Source organism: Nakamurella sp. (genome assembly GCF_044224575.1).
Lineage (GTDB): Bacteria > Actinomycetota > Actinomycetes > Mycobacteriales > Nakamurellaceae > Nakamurella.
In genome coordinates this window covers 87407-95607 of record NZ_JBGAKE010000020.1, presented here as the reverse complement: position 1 = coordinate 95607, position 8201 = coordinate 87407, and the positions used below count along the sequence as shown (strand labels likewise).

General features: G+C 68.8%; 10 protein-coding genes. 4 read left to right on the top strand and 6 right to left on the bottom strand.

Going from position 1 to position 8201, the window contains the following annotated elements; all coding sequences use genetic code 11:
- Positions 1-314: L-lactate permease (locus ACILSK_RS19565; protein WP_395728857.1), on the bottom strand; the 314-nt coding region annotated here is incomplete at its 3' end.
- Positions 315-481: 167 nt separating this feature from the next.
- On the opposite strand from ACILSK_RS19565, the gene ACILSK_RS19560 reads away from it, so the two are divergent.
- On the top strand, positions 482-1216 hold the full coding sequence (locus ACILSK_RS19560) for a FadR/GntR family transcriptional regulator (protein ID WP_395728856.1): 735 nt from the start codon (positions 482-484) through the stop codon (positions 1214-1216).
- Between the two features lie 101 nt (positions 1217-1317).
- On the opposite strand, the gene ACILSK_RS19555 is transcribed toward ACILSK_RS19560, so the two are convergent.
- Positions 1318-2697, bottom strand: a complete 1380-nt coding sequence (locus ACILSK_RS19555) for an FAD-binding oxidoreductase (protein ID WP_395728861.1) — start codon at positions 2695-2697, stop codon at positions 1318-1320.
- 98 nt (positions 2698-2795) lie between these two features.
- On the opposite strand from ACILSK_RS19555, the gene ACILSK_RS19550 reads away from it, so the two are divergent.
- Positions 2796-3257: a thiol-disulfide oxidoreductase DCC family protein gene (locus ACILSK_RS19550; RefSeq protein WP_395728855.1), complete on the top strand. Its 462-nt coding sequence runs from the start codon at positions 2796-2798 to the stop codon at positions 3255-3257.
- 14 nt (positions 3258-3271) lie between these two features.
- Here the strand turns inward: ACILSK_RS19550 and ACILSK_RS19545 are convergent, their stop codons facing one another.
- Genes ACILSK_RS19545 through ACILSK_RS19530 form a run of 4 tightly spaced genes read right to left on the bottom strand, consistent with a single transcriptional unit; the run spans position 3272 to position 5090 of the window.
- On the bottom strand, positions 3272-3745 hold the full coding sequence (locus tag ACILSK_RS19545) for a VOC family protein (RefSeq protein ID WP_395728854.1): 474 nt from the start codon (positions 3743-3745) through the stop codon (positions 3272-3274).
- Positions 3746-3780: 35 nt separating this feature from the next.
- Positions 3781-4209 carry a VOC family protein gene (locus ACILSK_RS19540; RefSeq protein ID WP_395728853.1) on the bottom strand — a complete coding sequence of 143 codons (429 nt, stop codon included), beginning with the start codon at positions 4207-4209 and terminating at the stop codon, positions 3781-3783.
- Positions 4210-4260: 51 nt separating this feature from the next.
- A complete protein-coding gene (locus tag ACILSK_RS19535; protein WP_395728852.1) occupies positions 4261-4737 on the bottom strand; it encodes an SRPBCC family protein in 477 nt (158 codons plus the stop codon).
- Positions 4734-5090, bottom strand: coding sequence for an ArsR/SmtB family transcription factor (locus ACILSK_RS19530; RefSeq protein WP_395728851.1), 357 nt, complete (start codon positions 5088-5090; stop codon positions 4734-4736). The genes ACILSK_RS19535 and ACILSK_RS19530 overlap by 4 nt, the downstream gene beginning before the upstream one ends.
- 551 nt (positions 5091-5641) lie before the next feature.
- Between ACILSK_RS19530 and dnaK the strand changes: the two genes are divergently transcribed.
- Both dnaK and grpE read left to right on the top strand, forming a co-directional pair.
- Entirely contained in the window at positions 5642-7495 is a 1854-nt protein-coding gene (gene dnaK / locus ACILSK_RS19525; protein ID WP_395728850.1) for a molecular chaperone DnaK, read from the top strand.
- Entirely contained in the window at positions 7492-8190 is a 699-nt protein-coding gene (gene grpE / locus ACILSK_RS19520) for a nucleotide exchange factor GrpE (RefSeq protein WP_395728849.1), read from the top strand. The genes dnaK and grpE overlap by 4 nt, the downstream gene beginning before the upstream one ends.
- The last annotated feature ends 11 nt before the right edge of the window (positions 8191-8201 follow it).

The window sequence follows — 8201 nt, the reverse complement described above, 5'->3', positions numbered from 1 at the left end:
AGGTCCTCGAACCGGCCGCTGATCACGGTCAGCTCGTAGAGCCAGATCGCGGCCAGCACGATCCACATGATCGGGAACAACCCGTACAGGATGCCCTGCGAGGCGCCCAGCAGGGTCAGGTCGACCGGCATCCCGAACGCCACGATCGCCACCAGGACCGATGCGGCGAGGCCGGCGAGGGCGGCGATGTGAGCCTTCGTCTTCAAGATCCCAAGGAAGATGAAGACCACGGCCAACGGGATGATCGAGACCATCGCCGTCAAGAACAGACTGTCGCCGACGGCGGTGACGTCGGGTGTGTACGGGGTCGCCATTGATCCTCCAGGGAAATGATGTGGTCAGTGCGTCTCGGGTGTGGTCTGACCAAAGAATGTATGGACCATATGGCATGGCTGCTAGGCTGTCCAGAGCGTTGGTCGAAAAAGTTGGCTGCAGATCCGGCAGCCGGCTGCCCGGCCGATGACCGAGCAAAGGAGAGCCAATGGCGGCACCGGCTGACTGGGCCCCTGTTCAACGGGTGCCGACCTACGAGCTGGTGCTCCGGCGCATCGAGGAACAGCTGATCAACCGCACCCTGCGGCCGGGGGACCGGTTGCCGCCGGAGCGCGAGCTCGCCACCGTGCTGGGCGCATCCCGGCCGGCGGTGCGGGAGGCGTTGCGCGTCCTGCAGGCGCAGGGCGTGGTCAAGTCGGCGGTCGGGACCGGTGCCGATTCCGGCACCATCGTCACGGCCGCACCGTCCGGCGCTTTGACCAGGCTGCTCCGGGTGCACCTGGCGGTGGCGTCATTCCCGCTGTCGGACGTCGTAGAGGCCCGGGTGATGTTCGAACGCTTCAGCGCGCTCGGGGCGGCGAAGGCCATCACCCCGGAATTCCTGGCTCGCATCGAGGCTCCGTTGCTGGCCATGGACGACCCCGGCATCGACCGCGCCCGCTTCAACGAACTCGACACCGAATTCCACGTGGCGATCGCCGAAGCGGGCGGCAACCAGTTCGTCGCCGATCTGACGGTGGCCGTGCGGGAGTCGATTCGGAGCGACATCCTCGGCACACTCGAACATTCCGGGGACTGGCCGGAAGTCCGGGACGGGCTGCGGGCCGATCACCACGCGATCTACCGCGCCTTGGCCGACGCCGACGGGCCGCGGGCGGCCGACGAGTTGGAAAAGCACATCGAGGGCTTCTACGCACGGATGCGGGTGGGCGAGCAGGACTGACGGCGGTGACCGGCTGCGCGGGTCGGCGCCGGCGGTGACCGGCTGCGGAATATCAGCGGCTCTGAGCCCGGCCGAAGTTCCGCAGCTGATCCGTGCTCCGGTCACAGGACCTTGCCCGGGTTGAACAGGTCAAGCGGGTCGAGCGCGCCCTTGATCGCCCGCTGCAAGGTGAGCGAGGCCGGGTCCAGTTCCGCGACCAGGCCGCGCCGCTTGAGCAGGCCGACGCCGTGCTCGGCGGTCACCGTCCCGCCCAACTCGATGGCGGAATCGATCATCTCCTCGAACGCCTGCTGGCTGCGCCGCCGGGCGTCATCGTCGCCGGGCTCGGTGAGCATCAACGGGTGCAGGTTGCCATCCCCGGCGTGCGCGATCGTCGCGATTCGGACCCGATGCCCCGCAGCAATGCGCTCGATCGCGGCCAGCATGGTCGGCAGCGCCGATCGGGGCACGCAGATGTCCTCGGTGAGGACAGGGCCCAGGCGCTCCAGGGCCGGATAGGCGAGCCGGCGGGCATCGAACAGTGCCTCGGCCTCGATGTCGTCGGTGGACTGGGCGGCCCAGAGCGCGCCGGCCCGCTCGAAGGCCTCGGCCATCGCGGTCGCCTCGAGATGCCCGGCCTCGCCGGGAGTGTCGATCCGGGCGAGCAGCAGCACGGCGGCGTCCGCCTCGATGCCCAGGTTCTTCCACTCGTTGACGGCGGCCAAGCAGGTCCGGTCGAGCAGTTCCAGGGCGGACGGGGTCAAACCCAGCCGGGTGACCAGGGCGACCGCCCGTCCGGCGTCGACCAGTTGGCTGAACGCGCCCACGACCGTGCGGGGTACACCCCTGACGGCCGGCCGCAACCGCAGGGTGATCTCGGTGATGACGCCCAGCGTGCCCTCGGAACCGACCATCAGTCCGGCGATGTCGTATCCGGCCACGCCCTTGGTGGTGCGCCGGCCCAGCCACGCCGTGGTGCCGTAGCCGGCCGGTCCGCCGACCACTGCCCGCAGGCCGAGCACGTAGTCGCGGGTGACGCCGTACTTCAGGCAACACAGGCCACCGGCGTTGGTGGCGGTGTTCCCGCCGATCGTCGACCACGGCGCGCTGGCCGGGTCCGGCGGGTACCACAGGCCATGTTCGGCGACGGCGGCCTTCAGGTCGTTGTTGACGACCCCCGGCTCGACCACGCAGGTGAGGTTGTCGACGTCGACCTCGCGGATGGCCGTCATCCTGGACAGATCGAGGATGACGCAGCCGTCCACGGCGTTGGCGCCGCCGGACAGGCCCGTGCCGGCGCCGCGAGGCACGATCGGGGTACCGAGGTCGGCGGCGATCCGGACCACCGCCGCGACTTCCGCCTCGGACCGGGCGCGGACCGCCACGGCAGCCGGGCCGACCGGTGCCCACTCCGCCTCGTCGGACGAGAGCGATTGCAGCACATCGGGATCGGTGACCATCCGGTCCGCCGGCAGCTCCCGGCTCAGCGCCTCCAGTAGCACGCTCACGCCCGCCCTCTCCCCGGTTCCGCGGTGGGTCCGACGACGGGCGATGCGGACGTCGCTGTCATGGCCGCGATGCTACGACGCATGATGGAGAGGTGACGGGACCGCTGCTCATCTACGACGGCGACTGCGCATTCTGTCAGCGCTGCGTCGACCTCGGTGGCCGGTTGCCGGAGCCCGTGCCCACCGAGCCCTTTCAGCTGCTCGACCTCGGCACGTTCGGCCTCACGCCGGCGCAGGCCCGGGCGGCGGCGTGGTGGGTGGGCGCGGACGGGTCGTTGCGGCGCGGACACCGGGCGGTCGCGGCGGTGCTGGCGGCCCAGCCGCGGCGCGGCTGGCGCACGGCCGGGTGGCTCATCGACCACCCGCCGCTGTCCTGGCTCGCCGCCGGCGGGTACATGCTCGTCGCCCGGTTCCGGCACCGGCTGCCCGGTGGGACCGCACAGTGCCGGGTGGACCTTCGAACCGATCGTCGGGCATCAGAACCGGATTTCGACATCCCGCAGCCGGCATCGGCGCGGCCGGGTGAAGATCCGCCGGACGGCGTCGATGCGTGAGGCGGCCAAGCGAGTCAGCCCCCGTCGGCGGCCCGTTCCAGTTCGGCGATGTCGAGCTTGGTCATCTTGAGCATGGCCTGCATCGCCCGGTTGGCGCGTTCCGGGTCGGGGTCGCGCTGCAGCTCCATCAGGCGGGTCGGGACGACCTGCCAGGACAGGCCGAACCGGTCCTTGAGCCAGCCGCACTGATCCGTCACCCCGCCGTCGGACAGCTTCGTCCAGTAATGGTCCACCTCGTCCTGGTCGGCACACATGATCTGGAAGGAGATCGCCTCGGAGAAGGTGAAGTGCGGGCCACCGTTGAGCCCGAGATACCTGGTCCCGTCGAGGGTGAACTCGACGGTGAGCACGCTGCCCTCGGTGCCGGGGGTATCCGGTCCGTAGTGGGTGATGCCGTCGATCGTGGAGTTGGGGAAGACCTCGGTGTACAGGCGGGCGGCCGGCTCCGCCTGGCCGTCGAACCATAGACAAGGGACCTGGGCAGGCATGACGTGAACTCCGTTCTGGGATGGGATGGGATGGCTCAGGCGCCGAAGCGACCGCGGGCGTCGTGCGGGATCAGTGGCTTGTCGGCCCGGGCCTTGATCTGCTGCACGGCCCAGGTGTTGCCGTCCGGGTCGGCGAACCCGAAGAATGTCCCGCCGTCCCGTTCGTCGAACACGCTGATCTCGGCGCACTCGACGCCGCGACCGATCAGCTCGGCCCGGGCCGCGGCGGCGTCGGCCACCACCAGTTGCAGGCCGCGCATCGAGCCGGGCGCCATCTCATTCTGCCCCGGCAGATTGCCCACCACGATCGAGCAGCCGGACCCGCGCGGGGTGAGCTGGGCGACGTGCATGTGCTCGTTCTCGGTGTCGTGGTCGAGATCGAAACCGATCTTGTCCCGGTAGAACTCGATCGCCCGATCGAGGTCGGCGACCGGTAGCAGGACGACTTCCAGGGTCCAGTCCATGACGTTTCCTTCCGTTGTTTGGCGAGAATCAGTGTCGTTGCTCGGCGGGAATCAGAGCCCGGCCGCCAGTTTCTCGAGCCGGTCGTAACCCTCGGTCACGCCGGTCTCCATGCCACTGGCCACCATGCCGTCGCGCGCCTCGAGTGCGGGATACACGCTGTGGATGGTCAGCCGGGTCCGGCCGTCGCCGAGGTCGGTGAAGGTCAGCGATTCGATGGCCACCACGTCCGGGAAGCCCTCGAACTCGAAGGTCTGGATCGCGAAGTCGTTCTCGCGGACCACGTGGAACACGCCGTTGAACTTGTACTCGCCACCCTTGCCGTCCTTGTGGACGTACCGGTACCGGCCGCCGGTGGTGAATTCCCACTGCTCGATGTCCATCTCGTAGCCGTTGGGGCCCAGCCACTGTCGGACCAATTCGGGTTCGGCGTGCGCGCGGAACAGGGCGTCGACGGGGGCGTCGAACTCGCGCACGATGTCGATGAACGGCACGCCCTCGGGGGCGGTGATCCGCACGGAATTGGTCATGACGGTTCCTTCCTCTCAGTGTCGGTCCGCGCGAGGAGCGCGTCCAGGTTGCGGAACTGCTGTTCGTGGATCAGCCGGTACCGGTCGATCCAGGCGGTCAGCGCCTCGAGCTGCGCCGCGTTGAGGTGGACGGGCCGGCGTTGTGCGTCCCGCGTGCGGGTGACCAGGTTGGCCTGCTCGAGCACCTGGATGTGTTTGGAAACGGCCTGTTTCGTGATGGCGAAGGGTTCGGCCAGTTCGTTGACCGTGGCCGGCCCGCGAGAGAGCCGGGCGATCATCCGCCGGCGCACCGGATCGGCCAGGGCCATGAAGGCCCGGTCGAGCCTGTCGTCGGAGGAGGGATCCACGATCACTGATCAACCGATCTCTTTATCAATCACTTGATTGATTAAAGGCTAGAACGACATGGAGGTGCTGTCAACCCCGGCCCGGCGGCCTCCCGCGCGGACCGGGGGCCGCGGGTCCGAACTCCTCATCAGCGAACCGAACTCCCCATCGACCAGGCGTCCGGTTCGCTGGACAGGAGTTGCCTGCGGGGCGTCGGCGTTGCCGCTGGTGCGGCCGGGTCGGCAGCGCGGGTGCGGCCGCGTCGTAGCACCGCCGAGCCGAGCACCGCCGAGCCGAGCACCACCGCACCGGCGTGGCCAACGGCCGCCACGATGGGAATCCGATGTGACTCGGTCGGCCGGAATAGATCACCGGGACCACCTGTTGGACCGGGCAGTAAAGTTGAGTCGAACAGACGCAAGTCCCTTGACACCAGCTTGACAACCCTGGGATCCGCAGGCATCGTCGCCTGGGAGTCCGGACAACAAAAGAAGACGAACGGCGAGGCCCGACCGGGCCCGCCACCAGATCACCCGACGGAGTTGGCTCCGTCGGGGAGTGTGCAGGAGGAAATTGCATGTCCCGTGCCGTCGGTATCGACCTCGGTACCACCAACTCGGTCGTCGCCGTCCTGGAGGGCGGCGAGCCGACCGTCATCGCCAACGCCGAAGGCGCCCGGACGACGCCGTCGATCGTGGCCTTTGCCAAGAACGGCGAGGTTCTGGTGGGCGAGGTCGCCAAGCGCCAGGCCGTCACCAACGTCGATCGGACCATCCGGTCGGTCAAGCGCCACATGGGCACCACCTGGAAGTCGCCGGACATCGACGGCAAGACCTACACCGCGCAGGAGATCAGCGCGCGGGTGCTCGGCAAGCTCAAGCGTGACGCGGAGTCCTACCTCGGTGAGTCCATCGCCGACGCGGTGATCACCGTTCCCGCGTACTTCAACGACTCGCAGCGGCAGGCCACCAAGGAGGCCGGCGAGATCGCGGGCCTGAACGTCCTGCGCATCGTCAACGAGCCGACCGCCGCGGCCCTGGCCTACGGCCTGGACAAGGGCGAGAAGGAGCAGACCATCCTGGTCTTCGACCTCGGTGGTGGCACGTTCGACGTGTCCCTGCTGGAGATCGGCGACGGCGTCGTCGAGGTCAAGGCGACCGCCGGCGACAACAAGCTCGGCGGTGACGACTGGGACGAGCGCGTCGTCAAGTGGCTGGTCGACAAGTTCAAGGCGGCCCACGGCATCGACCTGACCCGCGACAAGATGGCCATGCAGCGCATCCGCGAGGCGTCCGAGAAGGCCAAGATCGAGCTGTCCTCGAGCCAGCAGACGTCCATCAACCTGCCGTACATCACGGTGGACGCGGAGAAGAACCCGCTGTTCCTGGACGAGACGCTGTCCCGCGCCGAGTTCCAGAAGATCACCTCCGATCTGCTGGACCGCACCCGCAACCCGTTCCATCAGGTGATCAAGGACGCCGGCGTCAAGGTCGGCGACATCGATCACGTCGTGATGGTCGGCGGTTCCACCCGGATGCCGGCGGTCACCGACCTGGTCAAGGAGCTGACCGGCGGCAAGGAGCCGAACAAGGGTGTGAACCCTGATGAAGTGGTGGCGGTCGGAGCTGCTCTGCAGGCCGGTGTGCTGCGCGGCGAGGTCAAGGACGTGCTGCTGCTGGACGTCACCCCGCTGTCCCTGGGCATCGAGACCAAGGGCGGCATCATGACCAAGCTGATCGAGCGCAACACCACGATCCCGACCAAGCGGTCCGAGATCTTCACCACGGCCGAGGACAATCAGCCGTCCGTGCAGATCCAGGTCTACCAGGGCGAGCGCGAGATTGCGGCCTACAACAAGCGTCTGGGCATGTTCGAGCTGACCGGCCTGCCGCCGGCGCCGCGCAACGTGCCGCAGATCGAGGTCACCTTCGACATCGACGCCAACGGCATCGTGCACGTGTCCGCCAAGGACATGGGCACCGGCAAGACGCAGTCGATGACGATCACCGGCGGCTCCGCGCTGCCCAAGGATGACATCGACCGGATGATGCGGGAGGCCGAGGCGCACGCCGAGGACGACAAGGCCCGCCGCGAGGAGGCCGAGGTCCGCAACCAGGCCGAGGCGCTCGTCTACCAGACCGAGAAATTCATCAAGGACAACGACGAGAAGCTGCCCGAGGACCCCAAGGAGCGGGTGCAGGGCTGCATCAACAAGGTGAACGAGGCACTCAAGGGCACCGACGTCGCGGCGATCAAGTCCGCGGTCGAGGAGCTGGCCAACGAGTCGCAGCAGCTCGGTTCGGCGCTCTACGCGCAGACCCAGGCCGACGCGAACGCTGCCGGTGCGCCCGGTGGACCGGACTCCGGTCCCGGTGCGCAGGAGGAGGAAATCGTCGACGCCGAGATCGTGGACGAGGGCGACAAGAAGTGACCGGACCGCACGGGAACCACGAGGAGCCGGTGATTCGGGACAACCGTCGCGTTGACCCGACCACCGGCGCGGTCCGGGACCCGGGTGCCGCCGGGCCGGCCGAAGCGGCCGGCCCGCAGGCGGGTACCGGCCCCTTCCCGGGGGCCGGCCGGCACGCGGTGCCCGACCCGGCCAACACGGCCGACCAGGACAGCTCGGCGCAGCCGCTGAGCCTCGACCTGTCCGCGGCCGAGCTGGACCTGGCCCGGCAGGAGGCGGCCGAGCGGACCGCCGACCTGCAGCGGATCACCGCCGAGTACGCCAACTACCGGCGTCGGGTCGACCGGGATCGGGAGGCCCAGGCGGCGGCGGCGAAGTCGACCGTCGTGCTCGAGCTGCTACCGGTCCTGGACGACCTGGACCGGGCGCGCGCGCACGGTGACCTGACCGGGTCGTTCGGCGCGGTCGCCGACAAGTTGGTCGCCGCGGTGACCAAGCTCGGCCTGGAGCCGTCCGGCAAGGTGGGCGATCATTTCGACCCGGCGGTGCACGAGGCGGTGCAGTTCGGCACCTCGACCGAGGTGACCGAGCCGACCGTCACCACCGTGTTCCGGAGCGGCTACTCCTTCGCCGGGAAGCTGCTGCGGCCGGCGGTCGTCGTCGTCACCGGGCCGGAGCATGAGGCCGGGGCACCCGAATCGGGTGCGTCCGCCTGACCCCCGGCCAC